The sequence below is a fragment of the Luteibacter sp. SG786 genome, assembly GCF_011759605.1.
Lineage (GTDB): Bacteria > Pseudomonadota > Gammaproteobacteria > Xanthomonadales > Rhodanobacteraceae > Luteibacter.
Genome location: NZ_JAAOYX010000002.1, coordinates 236,057 through 256,039 on the forward strand (window position 1 = coordinate 236,057; position 19,983 = coordinate 256,039).

The following is a 19,983-nucleotide window of genomic DNA, read 5'->3' on the forward strand; positions in this document are numbered from 1 at the left end:
AGGACCCCCCATGCGTATGCGCCTTCCCCTCCTCTGCGCCACCCTGATCGGCCTCGCCGCCTGCAGCGGCGGCAACAACGACACGGCCGCGAACGCCCCGGCCGCGGCATCCACCGCTACGACGGCGCCGGCCGCCCCTGCGCAGCCGGCGACGACCGCCACGCCCCCCGCCGCCGCATCCACCGCCGCAACAGCCGCTCCCGCGACGACCGGCACCGCGGCAGCACCGACCGCGTCCGCCCCGGCGGCCGATGCCGACGACAAGCGCCCCGCGCCGAAGCCCTTCGTCGACGACGGCAAGTGGGTGGAAGGCAAGCACTACTTCCGCATCGATCCCGCCCAGCCGACGAGCACCCCGGGCAAGATCGAGGTCACCGAGGTGTTCTCGTACGGCTGCCCGGCCTGCTTCCAGTTCCACGGCATCGTGGACGAACTGGCGAAGAGCCTGCCCAAGGGCACGGTGATGACCTACACGCCGGCATCGTTCCGCCCCGACGAGAACTGGCCGCTGCTGCAGCGCGCCTACCTCACGGCGCAGGCGTTCGGCGTCGACCAGAAGAGCCACGACGCCATGTTCGACGCCGTCTTCAAGAGTGGCGAACTCGGCATCATGGACCAGAAGGCCGGTAAGCCGAAGCCGCCCGCCGCCTGGCCCACGATCGACGACGTCGCCAAGTTCTATGCGAAGTTCGGCGTCAAACCGGACGAATTCGTCGCCACTGCCAACTCCTTCACCATCAACACGAAGATGAAGCGCGCCGATGAACTGATCCGCGCCTATGAGGTCGATAGCACGCCCACGATCGTGGTGAACGGCAAGTACCGCCTCACCCCGAACAGCGCCGGCGGTTACCCGCAGGCCGTGGAACTCACCCAGTGGCTCGTCACCAAGGAAGCCGCGGGCAAGTGACCGCGATTCGTCCCAAGCCGGAGATATCCATGTTCAAGCGTCTTTCGCTCCTCTTCGTCGGCCTTGCGCTGACTGCCGCGTGCAGCGCGCGTCCCGCCGATGGCGCGGCCACCTATACCGAAGGCCAGCAGTACGTGGCCACCACCACGCCGCAGCGCCTCGATCCGAAGGACGGCAAGATGGAAGTCGTCGAGGTGTTCTCGTACGGCTGCATTCACTGCGCACACTACGAATCGTATGCGGAGGCGTTGCAGAAGCAGCTGCCCAAGGGGGTCACGTTCCGCGTCGTGCCCGCAGCGTTCAACGACGCCTGGCTGCCCTACGCGCAGGCCTACTACGCGGCGCAGAAGCTCGGTGTCGCGCAGAAGGCCCATGCTGCCTTGTTCAAGGCGATCCATACGGACCACTATCCGATCCATACCATCGACGAGCTTGCCGACTGGTATGCCACGAACTACGGCGTCGACAAGGCGAAGTTCGTGGCGTTGGCCACCAAGGACGACGGTATCCGCCAGCGCATCCTCGCCGACGGCAAGCTGATCCAGGGCTGGGGCATCGACGGCACGCCCACCCTCGTGGTGAACGGCAAGTATCGCAGCGCCCAGATCAAGGACTTCGACGAACTCAACGGTGTCGCCAAGTACCTGGTGGACAAGGAACTGAAGGGCGGGAAGTAATCCGCCCCCGACCGATGCCCCCCGTTCACATGGCGGGGGGCATCCTCTGGCCTCCTGGGCCAGCCGAGAACAGACGCAGCACCCATGACGCTCGCCAAGCCGAACATCCTCACCGCTCCGGAACGCACGCTGCGTCTGTTGAGCTGCAACATCCTGGCCGGCGCGAGTGTCCAGCGGTACAGCGACTATGTCACCCGCAGCGTCAACGCCGTGCTGCCCGGCCGGTCGAAACTGGCAAACCTGGATTCGCTGGCGGAACTGCTCCATGAATTCGATGTAGTGGGCCTCCAGGAGGCGGACGCGGGCAGCCTGCGCTCGGGTTTTCTCAACCAGACGCGCTATATCGCGGAAGCGTCGGGCATGCCGTACTGGAGCCACCAACCGAACCGGCCGATGGCGCGGGTGGCGCATTCGGCAAACGGGTTGCTCAGCCGTATCGAGCCCAGCGAAGTCATCGACTACCCGTTGCCCGGCCGGATCAAGGGGCGAGGCGCATTGTTCGTGCGTTTCGGCGAAGGCACGGAAGCACTGGTGGTCGTCATCGCCCATCTCTCGCTCGGTGCCGCCGCTCGCATGGGGCAACTGGCTTTCATCGGGGAATTGCTCGCGCCCTACCCGCACGCCGTGCTCATGGGCGATCTCAACACCGAGCCCAGCAGCACCGAGATGCGGCAACTCTTCTCACGAACGGCGCTGCAACCGCCCTCGGTGGCGACACCCACCTTCCCGAGCTGGAAACCGCGCCGCGCACTCGACCACATCCTCACGTCCGCCGACATCAAGCTCGACCGGATGTGGACATTGCCTCGCGCTTTCTCCGATCATCTGCCCCTCGCCGCCGAAATCCGCCTGCCGCTCTCCCTCGCGCAGGCCGCCGGCGCGGCAACCACGGACGAGGCCGCTCCACGCACATGAAATCCATCTTCCGAACCGCCCTGCCCTGGGCCGTCATCGTCGGCGTGGCACTGGCGGCAAGCGTCGTGCGCTATGGGTTTGTCGAGCCCCCGCATATCGCGCACGCGTGCGAGGTCCAGACGGGGCCGTGGTGGTGCGCCACACGTAACCTCGTCGTACAAGGCTTTCTCTCTTACGGCTACGGTTACGCGGCGGTACTTGCCGCACTGCTGGCGGTGTTCTGGCGGCACGCCTTCGCCGCCGTGCTGGCTGTGTGCCTCGGCGTCATCGCGTTGCAACTGTATTGCTACGAAGGCGGCGCGCTCGCGTTGCTGGTGGGCACGCTGCGCCTGGTGCGCGTGCAGTCCGGTGGGAGCCGCTTCAGCGGCGATCCCGCGGCAGCGGGAAGGTAGCGTCAAGCTTCCATCGCCGCTGAAGCGGCTCCCACACAAAGCTCAGTGTTCTAACGCGATGTGCCAGCTCGGCGCCACGCCAGCAGCACCGGCAACGCCATGGCGACGTTCAGCAGCAGCCAGCCCCATGCGACGGCGTTTGCGCCTACTTCCTGCACCACGACCGCACCCCCCAGCAATACCAGCCAGACCGCGAGCAGCCGCTCTTCCAACAGGGGCTTCAGCGGGTCTTCGCGCGTGCGCAGCAGGGCAAGCACGAGGAAAGCGACAGCCGGCATCGCGAACAGTCCGATGGGGAAGTCGCGGTAGCGGCCGTTGAAAACCATGAGGATGCCGTATAGCGCCAGGACGAACATCCAGAAGAAGCGCTGCGGCGTGAAGCGATCCGTCCATGCGATGCCCAGGAGTCGCCGCTCCGCAGGCGTCGGCGCGACTTCCGCGGGATTCACGGGTGCCGCAAGGCGCGATGCGATGGCGCGTGCCAGCGACAGCGCGGTCCAGGCCCCGACCACTCCGACAGCGATGCCCACGGTCCATTCCAGCCGGTTGCGGCAAGCGAATTCCAGCAGCCGGGCATGCGCGGCGAGCGCCGTTCCGGTCGCGAAGCCGGCTAACGCCAGGGATATCCACCCCGCCACGCCTCGCCAACGGCGACGGAATGCACCGGCCACGAGGAAGACGATCGCCAGCACCCCGCCCGCGCCCAGGGCCCACGCCCAGCGCGGCTCTTCGACCACCGGACCGGTCATGGCAAATTTCGGCCGCCCCTGCACGTCGAAAATGCCCCAATAACCACCCACCGTGCCTTCGAGGTCACGCTTCCAGGGTTGGTCGAAGGCTTCGATCACGTTGTAGGGCATGTCGACAGTCGCGGCGTAGTTGAGGAACTGCCGCATGTAGCGGGCCTCGTTCACCAGACTGGCGCTGGCCTGCCGACGCGTGCGTCCCTGGCTCGGCCAGCCCGTCTCGCCGATCATCACCGCCTTGCCCGGGAACTCGGCCTTCATGCGCTGGTAGACATCGGCGACATGACGAACGGCCTGCGCCGGGGCCACCGGCTCGTCTTCCCAATAAGGAAGGATATGGATCGTGACGTAGTCGGTGACCTTGGCGAGCTCAGGATGGCGCTGCCAGAACTCCCACACGTCCGCATAGGTGACCGGCACATCGGTGGCCGCGTTCATGCGCGCGATGTAGCCCGCAAGCGCCTTCTCGGTCAGTTCGCCGCGCAGCAGCACCTCGTTGCCCACGACGATGCCGCGCAGGTTGGCGGCGTGTTTCTTCGCGGATGCCATCGCGAGCTGCATCTCCCGCTCGTTCGCGGCGAGATCGCGCCCGAGCCAAACGCCCATCAGCACCTTCATGCCATAGCGGCCGGCGATCTCGGGCACCGCGCCAAGCCCTTGCCCCATCGAATACGTGCGCACACAGTCGAAACGGGTGGACAGGTCCTTGAGGTCCGCATCGATGCGCTCGGGCGATACGAAGGCGTGCGGATCGAAGGGCGTCTCGCCGTCGAAACGGAACGGCGCATACGATACGCAGGCGATCCTGGTGGTCGGCGAATCCGGCAAGGGCACCGGTCGGCCGAGCGACCACCAGTAGCCGGCACCGAAAACGGCGGCGAGCACCAGGACGATCCATGCTAGCGGTCGCGCAAGCCGCGCATACGAGGTGTGGGGCGTCATGCCGGTCCAATCGGAAGCAAGGGGAAAGCGCCGCAAGCTTAGCGGGCGGCGCCGCCGAGGGCGAATACCCCCGAAGTCCTTCGTTCATCCGACTTGCGCGAGCTGTTCCCTACAATGGACCGACATGTCTTCGTGAAGGAACCCCGATGATGGCTGCTCCGGCATCGCGACGCGCCGCCCGCTCCCTCCGCACCCTGGCCTGCATCGCCCTCGCCGCCACCGGACTCCTGGCGACCGCCGCGATGGCGGTGGGCACGGATGCCGAGCGCGCCCGTTTCCGCCAGGCGTACGCCGCCGCGCAGCAAGGGGGCGACGCATGGCGCGCGCAAGCCACCGGCCTCGAGCAGTACGTTCTCTTCCCCTATCTGGAAGCCGCCGCGCTGGAGCACGATCTGCGCACGCTCGACCGCGCGCGCGTTGAGGCTTATCTCACCAAGTATCCCGGGCTGATTCCCGCCGCCGACCTTCGCCGCGACTTCCTCGGCGAACTGGCGCGCCGCAAGGACTGGACCACCTTCACCGCGATGTACCAACCGGGCCTGGGCGACAGCCTGAGTTGTTTCGCCTTGCAGGCCCGGCTCGCGCGCAACGAACCGCTGGTGTTCGAGCGCGATCTCGCCGACCTGTGGAAAAAGCCCAACCTGCCCAATGCTTGCGACCCGGTCATCGCCGCCGCGCACGACCAAGGCCTGCTCACGGCCGATCGGCTCTGGGCCCGCATCCAGAGCGCCGCGGAAGCCGGCAAGGGCGGCACGGTGGCCTCTCTCGCTCCGTGGCTGCCGCCGTCGGACGCCCCCGCGGGCAAACGCATCGGCCAGGCCCTCAACGATCCGGCCGGCGCCCTGCGCGACGCCTCGGATTGGCCCGATACGCCACGTCACCGGCAGGCACTGACGCTGGCCCTGCAACGCATGGCACGCAAGCAGTCCACCGCGGCGGATGCCGCCTGGCAGTCGCTCGGTCCACGCTTCACGCTCAGCGAGCAGCAGCGCGGTGCCGTGGAGAACGCCCTGGCGCTGTTCCATGCCACGGATTTCGACGAATCGGCGCTCAGCCGTCTGGCCGCCCTCGCCCCGGGTGCGCAAACCGACGCCACCCGGGAGTGGCGCGTGCGCGTGGCGCTCGCCCGCGAAGACTGGCCAGCCGCGCTGACCGCGCTCGACGCCCTGGGCGAGGCGCAGAAGGACGACGGCGAGTGGCGCTACTTCCGCGCCGTGGTGCTCGCGAAGCTCGGACGGGAGGAACAGGCGCAGGCGTTGTTCCGTTCCGTGGCCGAGGAAGCCACGTACTTCGGTTTCCTGGCCGCCGACCGCGTCAACGCCGCCTATGCCATCTGCCCTGCCAGCATGGCCACGGACGAGACCCGCGAAGCCGCGCTCCTTTCGGACCCGGGGCTCGATCGCGCCTTCGAACTCTACGCCGTGGGCTTGCAGAAGTTCGCCCGGCGGGAGTGGGCCGCCGCGCTGGCCGGCCGCGACAGCGACACCCGGCGGCTCGCCGCCGACCTCGCCTTCCGCAAGGGCTGGTACGACCGCGCCGTGTTCGGACTCTCGTCCGGCGACGCGCTGCGCCTCTACGAACAGCGTTTCCCTCTGGCACGGCAGGACGGCGTGGTGGAACAGTCGAGCCAGGCGGGCATCGAGGCCCCTTGGGCGTACGCCATCATCCGCGCCGAGAGCGCCTGGATGAGCGACGCGCGTTCCGGTGCCGACGCGCGCGGCCTGATGCAGCTGTTGCCGGGCACGGCGGAGCTGGTGGCACGGCGCAACGGCCTTGCCTGGAGCGGCGGCGAGAGCCTGTATGAGCCGACGACGAACATCGTGCTGGGCACGCGCTACCTCGCCCAGATGGCGGCGCGATACAACGGCGCTCCCTGGCTCGCCAGCGCCGCTTACAACGCCGGCCCGAACAGGGTCGACCAATGGGTGGCCGCGCGGGGCGGACTGGCACCGGACCTTTTCGTCGCCAGCATTCCGTTCAAGGAGACCCGCGAGTATGTGGCCCGCGTGATGGCGTTCGCGGTGATCTACGACTGGCGGCTCAACGGCAACGCGCTGTCGCTCAGCAGCCGCATGACGCCGATCGGCAGTGCCTATGCATTGCCGACGAGCGGCGCGGTGCGCAAGCCCGTGAGCTGCCCGTCGCCCGCCGTGGCGAAGCCCACGCCGCCCTCTCCGCCGGCCGCCGTCGAACCGGCACCCGCCGCCGCCTCGTCGGCGCCCAGCCCGGACGAGCCGCGCCAGTGACGGGCTTGGCGTGGCAAGGTAAGCAGCCTACGCTTCGCGGATGAAGTCGCAACGCATCGTCATCCTCGGCGGCACCGGGTTCCTCGGGGGCGTTCTCGTGCCCCGGCTTGCCGCCGATGGGCATAGCCTCTTGCTGCTGTCCCGCAACCGGGAAGTTCACCGACAGCGCACGGTGGGCCGCTACGTCACGGTGGCCACTGCCGATATCTACGATCCGCCCACGCTGCGCCGATATCTCGCCGGCGCAGATGCGGTCATCCACCTCGTCGGTATCCTCAACGAAAGCGGCCGCAACACGTTCCAGCGCGCCCACGTCGATCTCGTCCGGTTGGTGGTGGAAGCCTGCGTCGATAGCGGCGTGCATCGGCTACACCTTATGAGTTCGCTGCAGGCAGGTAAGGGGACCTCCCATTACCTGCGCTCGCGGGGTGAAGCGGAAGCACTGGTCAAGGCGTCCACGCTCGACTGGACCATCTACGAGGCAAGCACGATCTTCGGCCCCGGGGATGGACTCGTCTCGCGCTTTGACGGCCTGCTGCGCATGTCGCCAGTGGTGCCGCTACCCCGCCCTGGAGCGAAGATGGCACCCGTGTACGTCGGCGATGTCGCGGAGGCGATCGCACGCTGCGTGTCCGACGACGCGTCCCTGCTGCACACCTACGAGCTCTACGGTCCGGAAACCTGGACGCTGATCGACATCGTGCGCGCCATCCGCGATGCACGGGGCCGCCGCCGGGCCGTGCTCCCCATGCCCGACATGCTGGGACGCGTGCAGGCACAGGTGGCGCAGTTCGTGCCCGGCAAGCCGTTCAGTCCCGACAACTTCCGCTCGCTGCTCACCGACTCCGTCGGCCACACCGACGGTCTGGCACAACTCGGCATCCAGCCGCAGCGGCTCTCCGCGTGGTTGCCGCGCCTGCTCGGACCGTCCGTGCGCCAGCAACGCCTCGACGCGGCGCGTGCACGACGCCGGCCCTGACGCATGGATATCTACCTGGTGGGCGGCGCCGTCCGCGACACACTGCTCGGGCGCCCCGTGACCGACCGCGACTGGGTGGTCGTGGGTGCCACGCCCCAAGACATGCTCGCAGCCGGCTACCGCCCGGTGGGCAAGGATTTCCCCGTGTTTCTCCACGGTCAGACCAAGGAGGAATACGCGCTTGCGCGCACCGAGCGGAAAACCGGGCGTGGCTATCACGGATTCGCGTTCCATGCCGACCCGTCGGTCACGGTGGAGCAGGACCTGGAGCGCCGCGACCTGACCATCAACGCCATCGCGCAGCGCGAAGACGGCACCCTCGTCGATCCTTTCGGCGGCGTGCGCGATATCGAAAGCCGCACGCTGCGGCACGTGTCGGACGCGTTCGTCGAAGACCCGGTGCGCCTGTTGCGGGTGGCGAGGTTCGCCGCACGATACGCACCGCTGGGCTTCACCGTCGCCGACGAGACCATGGCGCTCATGCGGCGCATGGTGGACGACGGCGAGATCGACCATCTGGTTCCCGAACGCGTGTGGGCGGAAACGCGAAAGGCGCTCGCCGAACCCATGCCGTCGGCCTTCCTGCGCGTGCTGCGCGAAAGCGGCGCGTTGCGCGTGCTCTTTCCGGAAGTGGAGGCGCTGTACGGCGTGCCGCAGAGGCCGGAGTTCCATCCGGAGGTAGACACGGGTGTGCACGTTGAGCTGGTGCTCGATGCCGCGGCGCGACTCGCACCCGGCGATGCGCTGGTCGGATGGTGCGCGCTCACGCATGATCTGGGGAAGGCGCTCACGCCGCAGGACATCCTGCCACGGCACATCATGCATGAGCAGCGCGGCATCGAGCCGGTGCGGGCCATGTCGGCGCGGCTGAAGGTGCCGGTTGACTACGCGTTCATGGCGGAGATGGTGTGCAAACACCACCTCAACGCGCACATGGCACTCGAACTGAAACCGTCGACGATCCTGCGCCTGCTGGAAGGACTGGGCGCCCTGCGCCGCCCCGCGCGGCTGGAAACCTTCCTGCTCGCCTGCATGGCCGACAAGCGCGGACGCTTGGGCAGCGAGGACGCCAGCTATCCGCAGGCCGATTTCCTGCGCGCGTGTCGCGAGGCCGCCGCGTCGGTCGTGTCACGCCCCTTCGTGGAGCAAGGCCTCGAAGGGCCTGCGATTGGGGAGGCCATGAAGAAGGCGCAGATGAAGGCCATCGCCTCGGTGGCCAAACCTGCTCCGTAACCTCGGTTTTGTGTGGGAGCCGCTTCAGCGGCGATGGGTGCTCGCGGCTAGCGTGCCCGCTGCCGCGGGATCGCCGCTGAAGCGGCTCCCACAGCTCGGCGAAAGCTACAACCGCGAACCCTGGTCCGCTGCCATCACGTCGGCAGGCAGCGCCGCGGCGTCGATGCCCTTGGCGAACATCATCACCTGGAAGCGCTCGCCCATCTCTTCGGGCAGCGTGAGCTTTTTCACTTCCTGCGCCAGCCGGTAACGGGCTGCCTCGTCGTCGAGGGCGAGGTAATCGTTCTCGAAGAATTCCTGCATGCCCGAGGCGATAAGGAACTGCGCCTGAGGCATATAGGCGGCGACACCGAAGCCGGCGCTGTTGCCCGCTTCGGCAAGGGCGGTGAAATCCACGGACGCGGTGAGGTCCTGCAGGCCCGGCAACAGGAACGGGTCGGCGTGCGTGCGGTGACGATAGAACGCGCGCAGCGTGCCATCCGTGCGCTCGGGAAGGTAGAACTCCCCGCGTGTATAACCGTAGTCGGAGAAGATCATGGCGCCGCGCTGGAGCGTACCGGCCACCGCCTGCACCCAGTACGGCAACTGCGGCAGGATCTCGCTGCGATACCCCGCCTCGAACTCGCGGCCGAGGTCGCGCTCGACATGGCGCACCGCGCCGCCCACCAGACTGTCCGCCGGCCGGTCGCTGCGAACGAACCTCCCGTCGCCGTCCAGCACCACGTGTTCCTCGTACACCTCGCCGTCGCGGGTAGTGAAGCGCGTGGTAGGCAGGGCGTCGATGACTTCGTTCGCGAACAGCACGCCGTCCCATGGCGTTTCGAGCGGGCCGTCGAGCCATGTCACGCGGGCGAACAGGGAGGGCGGCAATGCTTCGCGAAGGCGCTCGCGCTGGCGCTCGCGCAGGTCGGCGCTCGGTTCCAGGATCATGAAACGGCGCGGTGCGCGGCCGGCGGCGTCGAGCGCGAGCAAGGCGGCTTCGGCGAAGGCACCGGTACCGCCGCCAAGTTCAAGGAAGTCGGCCTGAGGACCCAGCGAGGCCAGCACCGGTTCGAAGGCGCGCGCAACACACCGTGCGAAGAGCGTGCCCAGTTCGGGGGCCGTGACGAAGTCGCCCTCGGTGCCAAACTTGGCCTTGCCGGCGCTGTAATAACCGAGGCCGGGGGCGTAGAGGCAGCGCTCCATGAAGCGCGAGAAAGGCATCGGCCCCCGGGCCGCGATTTCCTCGCGAAGGAGGGCCGCGAGGTGGTCGGAGTGGGCGCGCTCGTCGGCGGCGGGTTCGGGGAGTTTCGGGTTCATGCCGTGCGTGTTCGAGATCGAACCCGCAGGATAACGGATAGTGGCCCGCACAGCGTCAAGCCCCACCGATAAGGGCCTGGCCTCAGCTCCTGTGGGAGCCGGCTATGCCGGCGATCCCGCGGCAGCGGGCATGCGTGCCGCGAGCACCCATCGCCGCTGAAGCGGCTCCCACACAGAGCCCGCCATCTGGCAGAAGTACCGCCCCCTCCCGGCGGCGTTCTAGAAATCCTGTTGCAGCGACAGGAACACGCCCCGGCGCGGTCCGAACTGGGGCGCCCCGACGCCGATGCCCGACCCGTCGCGGAGTTCGTACGTGCGGTCGAACGCATTCACCAATGCCAGCTGCGTATGCGTGGCGCCCGCCGGGGTCAGGTGGAAGTCGTGCGAGAGGCTGAAGTTCATCTGGAAATACGCCGGCATCGTGTCGCCGTTGGGCACGAGACCGTCGCGGCGCAGGCCCGAGCCGAAGAGGTAATCCGCCCCGATGCGCGTGTCGTCGTCGATCGCGTAACTGATGCCGCCCGACGCGGTGTATTTCTGGTCGTGGTCCAGGTGGATGAAATGATCCTGGATATACGCGAGGTCGTCAGGACTGAAGTTGTATTGACCCGTGATGATGCGCTTGCCCACGGAACGGTTGTACGCGAAGTTGAAGTACGCGGTGAGCGCGCCACCGTCGTAGTTCAGCGTGAACTCGTCGCCCTTCACCTTGCCCTGGTCGTAATTGAACGTGGAGTACACCAGCGCGGTGCCGAACTGACCCTCGTCCTGGATGCGCGACACGTTGCGCTTGTAGCTGTCGAGCCCCACGGTCCAGGCAGTGCCGATCTTCTGCGAGATCCCCACATCGTAGTAGCTGGAACGCTCGGCCAGCGGCGTATCGTTGCCGTTGTCCGGCAAGGCGTTGGTGGTGCCCGCGAACTTCGCGATCGAGGTCGGGCTGATCATCTCCGACGCAGGCGGCGTGAAGTAGCGCGAATAGCCCGCGTGGATCGTCGTGCTGTCCGTGGGCTGGTAGACCAGGCCCACGCGCGGGCTGAGCTGACTCTCGGGACGGAAGGCGTCGTAGCGGTCGGCGCGCACGCCATAGTTCACTGTCCACTTCTCGCCGATGCTCCACTCGTCCTGCAGGTAGAGCGCATAGGTGCGCGCGAGGATGCGGCTGGCATCGACGATGGAGAGCGGCGTGGTCGACGTCTGGTTGCCGTCGGCGTCCGCAGGAAAGACGAGAGCATCGTTGGTCGCGCTCGCCCGTTCGAACGACGCATACATGCCGTAGCGCAATGTATGGTTGTCGCCCAGCGGGGTGGCGAAGTCGGCTTGCAACGTGCTGGCACGGTTGGCGCGACGCACGTCGGACGCGACGCCGTTGAACATCAGGTCGCCGATGTCGTCCGGGGTGAAGGTCAGACCGCTGTACCGTTGCCCGGCCGATACCTGGTAGGCGGTGTCACCGAGCTTGCCCTGGAGGCTGAGGACGCCGAAGCGCGTCTTTTCGTGCTGTCGCTCGTTCAACTGCGCCGAATCGAAGTTCGTCACGTCGAGATAACCGAACGCCGGTTCCTGGCCGGGGTTGTTCGGTATCTCGAAGCGGTTGTTGGTGACGCCGAAAAGGAAGCTGAGGCGCGTATCGGGGTTGATCAGGTAGGAGACATCGCCGAACGCCTTCACCTGGTTCGTATGGTCGTGGATCGGCTTGCGGCTTGCCGTGGGGTTCTCGATCCCGACGTCGTTCTCGAGATAGTTGGCGGTGAGGAACCAGCTCCAGGCACCGCTTCGCCCGAACAGCGTTGCGTTCGGATTCAATGTGCCGAACTGGCCGCCCGTCACGCCCACGCTGCCGCCGATGCCGTCCTTCGAGGGCGTGCGGGTGGTGATGTCCACGATCGCCGCCGTGCGTTCGCCGTACTGTGCGGGCAAGGCGCCGTCGAGCAGCTTCACGTTCTGGATCATCCGCGCATCCAGGGTCTGGCCAAAGCCGCCGATGCTTTCCGGGATGAGCACGCCGTCGATGCGGTATTGCAGGTTGGCGTGGTCGCCGCGCACGTGCAGTTGTCCGTAGGAGTCCTGCACCACACCCGGTGCCTGGAGGATCACCTGGTTCAGCGGCGTGGAGTCTCCCAGCGGCAGGGCCTGGATGGTCTGGCGGTCCATCACGTACTGGCTGCTGCCGGTATCGGGCGACAGACTGTTGCGCGCCTCGTCCAGCCGCGCGGTCACGTCGACCTCGCCGAGGTTGGTGGCTTTCTGCGGCGGGGCGTCGTCCGCATGGGCGGCGGCGGCCAGGAGTGCGAGGGCGATGCAGGACGCGAGGCGAACGGGAGTCATGGGCTCACTTCGTAAAATGTTATAACGTATCAATTAGTCTGGAGAGCGAAGCTTTCGCCTCGCTTTCGGCGCGGGCAGGTCCGGCGCTTCATGGACGAATCACGCGACGGCGGCGACCATGTCCACGCATTCGCATCCGGAGTAACGACATGGCAAAACGCGATCCGGCTTCGACATCGAAGGAGATCGTTCCCGTCAGTGCCGACCGCGGCGACAGTCCTGTCGCGAAGGCGATCCTCGAATTCGTCAGCCGCATCCCGGACAGCGAGGTGCCTCGTGCCGGCAAGGGCTCCGCCGAGGAAACCTGCCGGCAGTTGGCAAGCACCGCGGCCAACAAGGCGGCGATCACGGCGGGCTCGCTCGCCTTGCCGCCCGGCCCGTTGGGCTGGCTCACGGTGCTTCCGGAGCTGGTGGCGATCTGGCGCATCCAGGGCCAGCTGGTCAGCGACATTGCCGCCGCGTACGGGAAGACCGCCACGCTCGGACGCGAACAGATGCTCTGGTGCCTGTTCCGGCATACCGCCGCCCAGGCGTTCCGCGACGTGGCCATTCGCGTCGGCGACCGCCTCGTGTTCCGCACCGCAGCCACCAGCGCGTTGCAGCGCGTGGCAGGCCGCATCGGCGTCAGCGTGTCCAAGCGTGCGGTCGGCAAGGGCGTCTCGCGCTGGCTGCCGATCGTCGGCGCGCTCGGTGTAGGTGCCTATGCGTACTACGACACCGGGCAGGTGGCGAAAACCGCGATCGACCTCTTCAGCGGCGAGGTGCACATCGACGATGGCGACGCGCCCGCGTCAGGAAAGAGCCGCGCCGCGGCGAAGGCGTCCGGCGGGCACGCGCGCGCGGCGGAAAGCGCATCGACCCCGAAGGCCAGAGCGAAGACGACGGCCAGAAAGACGGTGAAGCAGACAGCGGCCAGGAAGACGACCACCAAGAAGACCGCCGCGCGCAAGAAGGCGACGAAAGCCGTCGCACCTGCCGCTGCCGCGAAGAAAACCGTGGCCAGACGCCGCAAGGCGGGTTGAACGTTAACCTTGTTGGCTTCCACGTGACGCGCGGCACCGTTTGCGGCAAGCTCGTGCGCGTTGCGAAAAGGAGCTTGCCGTGAATCCGTCCCCGGTCGTCCTCGTCACCGGCGGTGCCCGCCGTGTCGGTGCCGCCATCGTCCGGCGCCTGCATGCGGCGGGCTGCTCGGTCGCCATCCACTACCGCCATTCCGGTACCGACGCCGAAGCGCTCGCGCGCGAACTCGATGCCGTGCGGGCGGGCAGCGTGGCCACATTCCCGGCGGCGCTCGACGACGACGCGGCGCTTCACCCGCTGATCAAAGCGGTGGTGCAACGCTTCGGGCGGTTGGACGGACTGGTGAACAACGCCTCGGCCTTCTATCCCACGCCCATCGGCGAGACGACATCGGCGCACTGGGACGACCTGTTCTCGGCCAACGCGCGGGCGCCGTTCTTTCTTGCCCAGGCCGCGGCGCCGGCCCTGCAGGAGACCGGCGGAGCCATCGTCAGCATCGTCGACATCTATGCGGAACGGCCGCTCGCCGGGCACACCGTGTATTCGATGGCCAAGGCCGCGCTCGCCATGCTGACCCTGTCGCTGGCGAAGGAACTGGCCCCCGAGGTGCGCGTCAACGCCGTCGCGCCCGGCGCCATCCTGTGGCCCGCCTCGGGCAAGCCAGAGGAAGCGGCGGAAAGCCTCATCGCGAAAACGCCGCTCGGACGCAAGGGCGAACCCGAGGACGTGGCTGAGGCCGTTCGCTGGCTGTTGCTGGACGCGCGCTACACGACCGGCCAGGTCGTCCGCGTGGACGGCGGTCGCGCATTGACGATCTGATCGCGGCCCCGTCGGCGTGCGAGCCCGCACGCCGACGGTTCCGGTGCTCCCCCTGGAGCGTGTTTCAGTTCTTCGGACGGAACGCCGATTCGAGCAGCGCGCGGTCGAAACCCTGGCCCGGATCGCCTTCCTCCGCGAAGCGGTAGAGCGCGGCCGAGTACACGCCGTGCATCGCCGTCTGGAACAGGCTGAGGGCGATCAGCGCGATCACCGCCACGACACCGACGATGACCATCAGCGCCACGGAGTGCGTCGCCGCGGCGGCGAAGAAAAGCACGCCGCTGGCGAAGATCAGGCAGAAGGTGAGAATGCCGCCGGCGAGGCCGATGCCGGCATTGCCGATCAGGTTCTCGCCCCAGGTCTGCCTGAGCAGCGAAGTGCTGCGCTTGACGGCATCGACCGGCCCCACGTCCTGCGCCGCGAGCACCGGCACCACGAGGAACGTCGCGACCGTCCAGCCGAAGCCGAGCACGCCCGCAACGATGCGCCCGACAAAGCCGAGGCGTTCCTGCAAGGCGCGCAGGATCATGCCGACGGTCGCGGCGATGAGCGCATAGCCGATGATGTTGGGCAGCTTGCCCATCGCCGTGCGCATACCGTCGCCGAGCGTGGGGTTGCCACCGTTCAGACGAATGAGCGCGGCTGAGGCCAGGGCGACGTTGAAGAAGATCACCACGCCGTACTGCACGAAATAGAACAGGAAGCTCACCAGCATGAACAACGGCGAGACGTGCCGGCGCTGGCCTTCGAAATCCGCTTGATGGTGCGCGAACAGGGTGTAGACCGGCCATGCGAAGGTGGCGATCACGATCAGCGATGCCAGGCCCGCCAGCAAGGGAAAGAGCATCAGCTCCTTGTCCTGGCGAAGGATATTGGCGCTGGCCTTCATCAGCGCCCAACTGCGTCCGAACTTACCCATTTCCTTGCTTCCCCATGGTCCGATGTGGACGCGTTGTAGCATCTTGGCCGGTGGCCCGCCAGTTGCCGGCTCCCACAGTTCGGTGCCGATGGGCCTTTCGGCAAATTACTTCGCCGCCATGGCGGCTCCTATCGAAGCAGAGCACCCCTCATCCACCGCCAGCGGCTCGCTCCCGGCCGGAAACGCCGCCCAGAGTTCCGCCATCGTCTTCCCGCTGACGGGGTGGCGGACCTCGGGCGCGATGTCGGCCATGGGCTTCAGCACAAAAGCATGGCGAAGTTCGCCGCGAGGCACCTGGAGGTGGCCCTCGCCGCTCAGCACGAGGTCGTCGTAGAGGACGATGTCCACGTCGAGGGTGCGGCTGGCGTAACGCCTGCCACCGCGCACACGGCCATGCCTGTCTTCCAGGGCGTGCAGCCAGTCGTTCAGGGCTTCGGGAGCGAGGTCGCTGTCGAGACCCACGGCCAGATTGAGGAAATCGGGCCCGTCGAAACCGACCGCAGCGCTGCGGTAGACCGGCGACACGTCCAGCTTGCCGAAGCGCGCCCGCAGTTCCGCCACGGCAAGGCCGAGCCAGTGCTCCGCATCGATGTTGGAACCCAGGCTGAGGTAGGCGCGTGCCACGTCAGGCCTCCTGGGTGACCGCAAGACGAATACCCGCGACGGCATCGCGCACGTCGCCGCCCGACGGCTGTTGGAACGGCCGCAGTCCGAACTCCGGAAGGATCGCGATCAGGTGGTCGAAGATGTCCGCCTGGATGCGTTCGTAATCGAGCCACACCACCGTATTGGTGAAGCAATAGACCTCCAGCGGAATGCCCTGCGCGCCGGGATCGCGCATGCGGACCATGCGGGTCATCTTGTCGTGCACGTCCGGGTGCGCCGCGAGGTACGCCTCGGCGTAGGCACGGAAGGCGCCGATGTTGGTCTGCCGGCGCCGGTTCACCGGGAGCTTGCCCGGTTCACCCAGCGCCTCGTTCCAGCGGCGGATGTCCTCGCGCTTGCGCTCCAGGTAGGTCTTGAGCAGGTACACGCTTCCATAGCGTTCGATTTCCTCGTCCTCGAGGAATCGCACGCAGGCCGCATCGATGAACAGCTCGCGCTTGATCCGTCGCCCGCCCGATTCGGCCATGCCGCGCCAGTTCTGGAACGACTCGGAAATCAGCTTCCAGGTGGGCACCGTGACGATCGTGCGGTCGAAATTGCGTACCTTCACGGTATGCAGCGTGATGTCGATCACGTCGCCGTCGACGCCCGCGGAGGGCATGGTGATCCAGTCGCCGATGCGCAGCATGTCGTTCGTGCTCAGCTGGATGCCGGCGACGAAGCCCAGGATGGTGTCCTTGAACACCAGCAGCAGCACGGCGGACATGGCGCCGATGCCGGACAGCAGCAAGCCGACGCTCTGATGGGTGAGCTTGGTGATCACCAGCACCAGCGCCACGATCCATAACGCCATCTGCAACAGTTGGACGATACCCTTGATCGATCGCTTTCCCGCCGGCGTCGCGCTGTAGAGCGATTCGAACGCGAGCAGGGCGCGGCCCATGGCCGAGATCACGCACACGATGATCCAGCAGACGGCAAGGCTGCGCACGAACGCGCCCACGCCGTCGTCCACCGGCAGCAACAGGGCGATGCCGTAGTAGACGACAACGCCGGGCAGCACGCGCGCCAGCCAGCGGAAGCAGCCGAATTCATAGAGCGCGTCGTCCCAGCGCCAATGCGTGTGCCGTGTGGCGGCACGCACCACGCGATGGAGGAACAGGCGGCCGAGCAGGTCCACCAGCCAGGCGATGACCACGAGTCCACCGACCATCACCACGCTGCGCCACACGGTCGATGGAATGACCTCGTCGAGGAAGGCCTGTATGTCCCGGGGCTCGATCATTGCGGCCGCGTACCGCGTTCGATACGCACGCCGACTGCTTTCGCGCCGCGCACCGCGCCGGGCTTGGACAGCTTGAGCCGCACCCAGGCCACGCCGAATTCGTTCTGCACTATCTCGGCGCAACGCTCGGCCAGCGTCTCGACGAGGCCGAAGCTCGAAGCTTCCACATAGGCCTGGAGGCGCCTGGAGATCGATTTGTAGTTGAGGGTGTCGGCGATGTCGTCGCTGGCCGCGGGACGGCGGTTGTCGAAAGCCATTTCCAGGTCGAACGACAGCGTCTGGCGGATGCGCCGCTCCCAATCGTAGATACCGATGACCGCGTCGATGCGCAGGTCCTCTATGAAGACGATGTCCATACGGGTGCAACGATGAAGAGGGCCGTACAGGGTCGGCGAGGAAAGCCGATTGCGCAAGCGCCTGCTTTCTTTGGAGCTGCTTTCTGTGGGAGCCGCTTCAGCGGCGATGGGTGCTCGCGGCAAGCTGGCCCGCTGCGCGGGATCGCCGGCATAGCCGGCTCCCCACGCTTTCAGGCCGCGGGCAGCGTCTCGAGGTTCCAGCGCGGGAACACCTGGATGGTTTCGTCCTGGTGCTGGCCCGCCGCCAGCCGTATGGCACCGGCAAGGGCGATCATGGCCCCGTTGTCGGTGCAGAACGCCAGGCGCGGGAAGTAGACGCGGAAACCGTCGGCGGCTCCGGCCTGCGCCAGTTGTTCGCGCAGGCGCTTGTTCGCGCCCACGCCACCGGCGATCACCAGCCGCCTTGCGCCCGTGGCTTCCAGTGCACGCCGGCATTTGATGGCCAGGGTGTCGACAATGGCTTCCTCGAACCCGCGCGCGATGTCGGCGCGGGTCTGGTCGCTCTTGTCCGAGGCCTGCCAGGCCAGGAGCACCTGGGTCTTCAGCCCCGAAAAGCTGAAATCCAGCCCCGGGCGGTCGACCATGGGCCTGGAAAAACGGAACCGGCCGGGGGTGCCCTGCTCGGCAAGCTTCGCGAGCGCCGGGCCACCCGGGTACGGCAGGCCCATGAGCTTCGCGGTCTTGTCGAACGCTTCGCCCGCGGCGTCGTCCAGCGTGTCGCCGAGGATGCGGTATTCCCCGATGGCCTTGACCTCCACCAGCATGGAATGCCCGCCCGAAACCAGCAGCGCCACGAACGGCGGCTCCGGCGGATCGTCCTCGAGCAGCGGCGCCAGGAGGTGGCCTTCCATGTGGTGCACACCGATGGCCGGCACGCCGAGCGCCCAAGCCATGGCCCGCGCCGCCGAGGCGCCCACGAGCAAGGCACCCACGAGGCCGGGACCGGCGGTATAGGCCACACCGCCCAGGTCGGCCGGCGTCAGACCGGCGTCCTTCAGGGCCTGGCGCACCAGGGGCAGCAGCTTGCGCACGTGGTCGCGACTGGCCAATTCCGGCACGACGCCGCCATATTCCGCGTGCAGGGCGATCTGGCTGAAAAGCGCGTGCGAAAGGAGCCCGCGACCCGGTTGGTCCGGGTCCCAACGCAGCAGGGCAACGCCCGTCTCGTCACAGGACGTTTCCACGCCAAGCACGGGCTTTGAATTTCTCATCAGACTCACGTTATAATCCACGGCTCACCCGGATTCACGGGTCAGTTTAACCAAGTGGAGTTTCCATGCCGAGCGTTAAAGTCCGCGAGAACGAGCCGTTTGAGCTTGCCCTTCGCCGCTTCAAGCGTACGTGCGAGAAGGCTGGCGTGCTGGCCGAAACGCGCAAGCGCGAATTTTACGAAAAGCCGACCCAGGAGCGTAAGCGCAAGCGCGCCGCTGCTGTGAAGCGCCACCTGCGCCGTCTGTCCCGCGACACGACGCGCCGGACCCGCATGTACTGATGCACCGGCCGGCCCTTCCCGGGCTGGCATGGTACCGCGGCTGGCGCGTTTTCGCCGCCGCCGCAAGCAGGCGGAAATCCCGAGCCGGCTTTGCCGAAAGGTGAAGCCGGCTTTTCGTCGTCCCGGAGAAAAGAATCATGAGCCTCAAGGCAAAGATCACCGAAGACATGAAGGCCGCCATGAAGGGCGGGGAGAAGGACCGCCTGGGCGTCATCCGCCTGGTCCAGGCCCAGATCAAGCAGCGCGAGGTCGACGAACGGATCGAGCTCGACGACACCCAGGTGCTGGCTGTGCTCGAGAAGATGCAGAAGCAGCGCCGCGACTCGATCGAGCAGTACGACAAGGCCGGCCGCACCGACCTGGCCGACGTCGAGCGCTACGAGATGGGCGTGATCGCCGGCTACCTGCCCGCCAAGCTCGACGAGGCCGAACTCGACGCCATCATCGCCGCGGCCATTGCCGAATCGGGCGCCAGCTCCGCCCGCGACATGGGCAAGGTGGTCGCCCTGGTGAAGGAGAAGGCCGCCGGCCGAGCCGATATGGCCGCCGTCGCCGGCAAGGTGAAGGCGAAACTGGCCTGAGCCACCTCTTTACTGAGGGCCTTTGTGGGAGCCGCTTCAGCGGCGATGGGGGCTCGCGGCAGCGTGCCCGCTGCCGCGGGATCGCCGGCATAGCCGGCTCCCACAAAAGACCCCCACACCACACAAGCCAAGCAAGCTTTGTGTGGGAGCCGCTTCAGCGGCGATGGGTGCTCGCGGCAAGCGTGCCCGCTGCGGCGGGATCGCCGGCATAGCCGGCTCCCACAAAAGACCCCCACAC

At 67.2% G+C, this 19,983-nt stretch carries 19 protein-coding genes; 11 read left to right on the forward strand and 8 right to left on the reverse strand.

What is annotated here, in order from left to right:
* Window positions 1-10: 10 nt before the first annotated feature.
* From FHS47_RS12880 to FHS47_RS12895, 4 genes are all read left to right on the forward strand, one after another.
* A complete protein-coding gene (locus tag FHS47_RS12880) occupies window positions 11-910 on the forward strand; it encodes a thiol:disulfide interchange protein DsbA/DsbL (protein ID WP_167028477.1) in 900 nt (299 codons plus the stop codon).
* A 29-nt stretch (window positions 911-939) separates the two neighbouring features.
* Window positions 940-1,587: a thiol:disulfide interchange protein DsbA/DsbL gene (locus FHS47_RS12885; protein WP_167028480.1), complete on the forward strand. Its 648-nt coding sequence runs from the start codon at window positions 940-942 to the stop codon at window positions 1,585-1,587.
* Window positions 1,588-1,671: 84 nt separating this feature from the next.
* The gene (locus tag FHS47_RS12890; RefSeq protein ID WP_167028483.1) at window positions 1,672-2,502 is read left to right on the forward strand and encodes an endonuclease/exonuclease/phosphatase family protein; all 831 of its coding nucleotides are present in this window, start codon (window positions 1,672-1,674) and stop codon (window positions 2,500-2,502) included.
* Window positions 2,499-2,894 carry a hypothetical protein gene (locus tag FHS47_RS12895; protein ID WP_167028486.1) on the forward strand — a complete coding sequence of 132 codons (396 nt, stop codon included), beginning with the start codon at window positions 2,499-2,501 and terminating at the stop codon, window positions 2,892-2,894. Before FHS47_RS12890 ends, FHS47_RS12895 begins: the two co-directional genes overlap by 4 nt.
* A gap of 50 nt (window positions 2,895-2,944) precedes the next feature.
* Here the strand turns inward: FHS47_RS12895 and FHS47_RS12900 are convergent, their stop codons facing one another.
* Window positions 2,945-4,582, reverse strand: a complete 1,638-nt coding sequence (locus FHS47_RS12900; RefSeq protein WP_167028490.1) for a glycoside hydrolase family 17 — start codon at window positions 4,580-4,582, stop codon at window positions 2,945-2,947.
* A 146-nt stretch (window positions 4,583-4,728) separates the two neighbouring features.
* On the opposite strand from FHS47_RS12900, the gene FHS47_RS12905 reads away from it, so the two are divergent.
* The 3 genes from FHS47_RS12905 to FHS47_RS12915 are packed head-to-tail and all read left to right on the forward strand — an operon-like array spanning window position 4,729 to window position 9,040.
* The gene (locus FHS47_RS12905) at window positions 4,729-6,828 is read left to right on the forward strand and encodes a transglycosylase SLT domain-containing protein (protein WP_208381991.1); all 2,100 of its coding nucleotides are present in this window, start codon (window positions 4,729-4,731) and stop codon (window positions 6,826-6,828) included.
* Between the two features lie 40 nt (window positions 6,829-6,868).
* Window positions 6,869-7,807 carry a complex I NDUFA9 subunit family protein gene (locus FHS47_RS12910; RefSeq protein ID WP_167028493.1) on the forward strand — a complete coding sequence of 313 codons (939 nt, stop codon included), beginning with the start codon at window positions 6,869-6,871 and terminating at the stop codon, window positions 7,805-7,807.
* A 3-nt stretch (window positions 7,808-7,810) separates the two neighbouring features.
* On the forward strand, window positions 7,811-9,040 hold the full coding sequence (locus FHS47_RS12915) for a multifunctional CCA addition/repair protein (RefSeq protein ID WP_167028495.1): 1,230 nt from the start codon (window positions 7,811-7,813) through the stop codon (window positions 9,038-9,040).
* A gap of 105 nt (window positions 9,041-9,145) precedes the next feature.
* Here FHS47_RS12915 and FHS47_RS12920 read toward each other — a convergent pair whose 3' ends face one another.
* Window positions 9,146-10,339, reverse strand: coding sequence for an SAM-dependent methyltransferase (locus tag FHS47_RS12920; protein ID WP_167028498.1), 1,194 nt, complete (start codon window positions 10,337-10,339; stop codon window positions 9,146-9,148).
* 219 nt (window positions 10,340-10,558) lie between these two features.
* Window positions 10,559-12,667: a TonB-dependent receptor gene (locus FHS47_RS12925; RefSeq protein WP_167028501.1), complete on the reverse strand. Its 2,109-nt coding sequence runs from the start codon at window positions 12,665-12,667 to the stop codon at window positions 10,559-10,561.
* A 149-nt stretch (window positions 12,668-12,816) separates the two neighbouring features.
* On the opposite strand from FHS47_RS12925, the gene FHS47_RS12930 reads away from it, so the two are divergent.
* Both FHS47_RS12930 and FHS47_RS12935 read left to right on the forward strand, forming a co-directional pair.
* A complete protein-coding gene (locus FHS47_RS12930) occupies window positions 12,817-13,689 on the forward strand; it encodes a hypothetical protein (protein WP_208381992.1) in 873 nt (290 codons plus the stop codon).
* A gap of 79 nt (window positions 13,690-13,768) precedes the next feature.
* Window positions 13,769-14,506, forward strand: coding sequence for a pteridine reductase (locus FHS47_RS12935; protein WP_167028504.1), 738 nt, complete (start codon window positions 13,769-13,771; stop codon window positions 14,504-14,506).
* A gap of 64 nt (window positions 14,507-14,570) precedes the next feature.
* Here the strand turns inward: FHS47_RS12935 and FHS47_RS12940 are convergent, their stop codons facing one another.
* The 5 genes from FHS47_RS12940 to tsaD all read right to left on the reverse strand — a co-directional run bounded on the left by FHS47_RS12940 (window position 14,571) and on the right by tsaD (window position 18,883).
* Window positions 14,571-15,425 (reverse strand): DUF6159 family protein, encoded by an 855-nt coding sequence (locus FHS47_RS12940; protein WP_167028507.1) that lies wholly within the window; start codon window positions 15,423-15,425, stop codon window positions 14,571-14,573.
* Between the two features lie 105 nt (window positions 15,426-15,530).
* The gene (gene folK, locus FHS47_RS12945) at window positions 15,531-16,049 is read right to left on the reverse strand and encodes a 2-amino-4-hydroxy-6-hydroxymethyldihydropteridine diphosphokinase (RefSeq protein WP_167028510.1); all 519 of its coding nucleotides are present in this window, start codon (window positions 16,047-16,049) and stop codon (window positions 15,531-15,533) included.
* A gap of 1 nt (window position 16,050) precedes the next feature.
* On the reverse strand, window positions 16,051-17,316 hold the full coding sequence (locus FHS47_RS12950) for a mechanosensitive ion channel domain-containing protein (protein WP_167028513.1): 1,266 nt from the start codon (window positions 17,314-17,316) through the stop codon (window positions 16,051-16,053).
* Window positions 17,313-17,672 (reverse strand): dihydroneopterin aldolase, encoded by a 360-nt coding sequence (gene folB, locus FHS47_RS12955; RefSeq protein ID WP_167028516.1) that lies wholly within the window; start codon window positions 17,670-17,672, stop codon window positions 17,313-17,315. The genes FHS47_RS12950 and folB overlap by 4 nt, the downstream gene beginning before the upstream one ends.
* 170 nt (window positions 17,673-17,842) lie before the next feature.
* Complete coding sequence (tsaD, locus tag FHS47_RS12960) at window positions 17,843-18,883, reverse strand: tRNA (adenosine(37)-N6)-threonylcarbamoyltransferase complex transferase subunit TsaD (protein WP_167028519.1); 1,041 nt, start codon at window positions 18,881-18,883, stop codon at window positions 17,843-17,845.
* 65 nt (window positions 18,884-18,948) lie between these two features.
* Here tsaD and rpsU point away from each other — a divergent pair, with 65 nt between their 5' ends.
* Entirely contained in the window at window positions 18,949-19,164 is a 216-nt protein-coding gene (gene rpsU, locus FHS47_RS12965) for a 30S ribosomal protein S21 (RefSeq protein ID WP_029213735.1), read from the forward strand.
* Between the two features lie 137 nt (window positions 19,165-19,301).
* The gene (locus tag FHS47_RS12970; protein ID WP_167028522.1) at window positions 19,302-19,745 is read left to right on the forward strand and encodes a GatB/YqeY domain-containing protein; all 444 of its coding nucleotides are present in this window, start codon (window positions 19,302-19,304) and stop codon (window positions 19,743-19,745) included.
* Window positions 19,746-19,983 lie beyond the last annotated feature (238 nt).

Coding starts and splice junctions, on each gene's coding strand:
- FHS47_RS12880 (WP_167028477.1), top strand. CDS start 11: ATGCGTATGCGCCTTCCCCTCCTCTGCGCCACCCTGATCGGCCTCGCC.
- FHS47_RS12885 (WP_167028480.1), top strand. CDS start 940: ATGTTCAAGCGTCTTTCGCTCCTCTTCGTCGGCCTTGCGCTGACTGCC.
- FHS47_RS12890 (WP_167028483.1), top strand. CDS start 1,672: ATGACGCTCGCCAAGCCGAACATCCTCACCGCTCCGGAACGCACGCTG.
- FHS47_RS12895 (WP_167028486.1), top strand. CDS start 2,499: ATGAAATCCATCTTCCGAACCGCCCTGCCCTGGGCCGTCATCGTCGGC.
- FHS47_RS12900 (WP_167028490.1), bottom strand. CDS start 4,582: ATGACGCCCCACACCTCGTATGCGCGGCTTGCGCGACCGCTAGCATGG.
- FHS47_RS12905 (WP_208381991.1), top strand. CDS start 4,729: ATGATGGCTGCTCCGGCATCGCGACGCGCCGCCCGCTCCCTCCGCACC.
- FHS47_RS12910 (WP_167028493.1), top strand. CDS start 6,869: ATGAAGTCGCAACGCATCGTCATCCTCGGCGGCACCGGGTTCCTCGGG.
- FHS47_RS12915 (WP_167028495.1), top strand. CDS start 7,811: ATGGATATCTACCTGGTGGGCGGCGCCGTCCGCGACACACTGCTCGGG.
- FHS47_RS12920 (WP_167028498.1), bottom strand. CDS start 10,339: ATGAACCCGAAACTCCCCGAACCCGCCGCCGACGAGCGCGCCCACTCC.
- FHS47_RS12925 (WP_167028501.1), bottom strand. CDS start 12,667: ATGACTCCCGTTCGCCTCGCGTCCTGCATCGCCCTCGCACTCCTGGCC.
- FHS47_RS12930 (WP_208381992.1), top strand. CDS start 12,817: ATGGCAAAACGCGATCCGGCTTCGACATCGAAGGAGATCGTTCCCGTC.
- FHS47_RS12940 (WP_167028507.1), bottom strand. CDS start 15,425: ATGGGTAAGTTCGGACGCAGTTGGGCGCTGATGAAGGCCAGCGCCAAT.
- FHS47_RS12950 (WP_167028513.1), bottom strand. CDS start 17,316: ATGATCGAGCCCCGGGACATACAGGCCTTCCTCGACGAGGTCATTCCA.
- folB (WP_167028516.1), bottom strand. CDS start 17,672: ATGGACATCGTCTTCATAGAGGACCTGCGCATCGACGCGGTCATCGGT.
- tsaD (WP_167028519.1), bottom strand. CDS start 18,883: ATGAGAAATTCAAAGCCCGTGCTTGGCGTGGAAACGTCCTGTGACGAG.
- rpsU (WP_029213735.1), top strand. CDS start 18,949: ATGCCGAGCGTTAAAGTCCGCGAGAACGAGCCGTTTGAGCTTGCCCTT.
- FHS47_RS12970 (WP_167028522.1), top strand. CDS start 19,302: ATGAGCCTCAAGGCAAAGATCACCGAAGACATGAAGGCCGCCATGAAG.